Consider the following 1,427-nt stretch of genomic DNA (forward strand, 5'->3'; position numbering starts at 1 on the left):
AGCCTGAGACCTGATGCCGAGCCGATTGTGGTGAAGTGGATGATCCTATGCTGTCGAGAAAAGCCTCTAGCGAGTTTCATGGCGGCCCGTACCCTAAACCGACTCAGGTGGTCAGGTAGAGAATACCGAGGCGTTCGGGTGAACTATGGTTAAGGAACTCGGCAAAATGCCCCCGTAACTTCGGGAGAAGGGGGGCCACGTCTGGTGATGAGTCTTGCACTCTGAGCTGGGGGTGGCCGCAGAGACCAGCGAGAAGCGACTGTTTACTAAAAACACAGGTCCGTGCGAAGCCGTAAGGCGATGTATACGGACTGACGCCTGCCCGGTGCTGGAACGTTAAGGGGACCGGTTAGCTCTGTTTCGACAGGGCGAAGCTGAGAACTTAAGCGCCAGTAAACGGCGGTGGTAACTATAACCATCCTAAGGTAGCGAAATTCCTTGTCGGGTAAGTTCCGACCTGCACGAATGGCGTAACGACTTCTCGACTGTCTCAACCATAGGCCCGGTGAAATTGCACTACGAGTAAAGATGCTCGTTTCGCGCAGCAGGACGGAAAGACCCCGGGACCTTTACTACAGTTTGATATTGGTGTTCGGTTCGGCTTGTGTAGGATAGGTGGGAGACTTTGAAGCCGTGACGCCAGTCATGGTGGAGTCGCCGTTGAAATACCACTCTGGTCGTGCTGGATGTCTAACCTCGGTCCGTGATCCGGATCAGGGACAGTGTCTGATGGGTAGTTTAACTGGGGCGGTTGCCTCCCAAAGGGTAACGGAGGCGCCCAAAGGTTCCCTCAGCCTGGTTGGCAATCAGGTGTTGAGTGTAAGTGCACAAGGGAGCTTGACTGTGAGACCGACGGGTCGAGCAGGGACGAAAGTCGGGACTAGTGATCCGGCGGTGGCTTGTGGAAGCGCCGTCGCTCAACGGATAAAAGGTACCCCGGGGATAACAGGCTGATCTTCCCCAAGAGTCCATATCGACGGGATGGTTTGGCACCTCGATGTCGGCTCGTCGCATCCTGGGGCTGGAGTCGGTCCCAAGGGTTGGGCTGTTCGCCCATTAAAGCGGTACGCGAGCTGGGTTTAGAACGTCGTGAGACAGTTCGGTCCCTATCCGCTGTGCGCGTAGGAATATTGAGAAGGGCTGTCCCTAGTACGAGAGGACCGGGACGGACGAACCTCTGGTGTGCCAGTTGTCCTGCCAAGGGCATGGCTGGTTGGCTACGTTCGGGAGGGATAACCGCTGAAAGCATCTAAGCGGGAAGCCTGCTTCGAGATGAGTATTCCCACCTCCTTGAGAGGGTAAGGCTCCCAGTAGACGACTGGGTTGATAGGCCGGATGTGGAAGCCCAGTAATGGGTGGAGCTGACCGGTACTAATAGGCCGAGGGCTTGTCCTCAGTTGCTCGCGTCCACTGTGTTAGTTCTGAAG

Annotated in this window: 1 rRNA gene; it reads left to right on the plus strand. The window is 56.1% G+C overall.

The window, feature by feature from the left end:
* Positions 1–1,395, plus strand: a 23S ribosomal RNA gene (locus ACFYXU_RS36765); the annotation flags it as partial.
* Between the last annotated feature and the right edge of the window lie 32 nt (positions 1,396–1,427).

The sequence above is a fragment of the Streptomyces sp. NPDC002232 genome, assembly GCF_042890295.1.
In the GTDB taxonomy this organism is placed as follows: domain Bacteria; phylum Actinomycetota; class Actinomycetes; order Streptomycetales; family Streptomycetaceae; genus Streptomyces.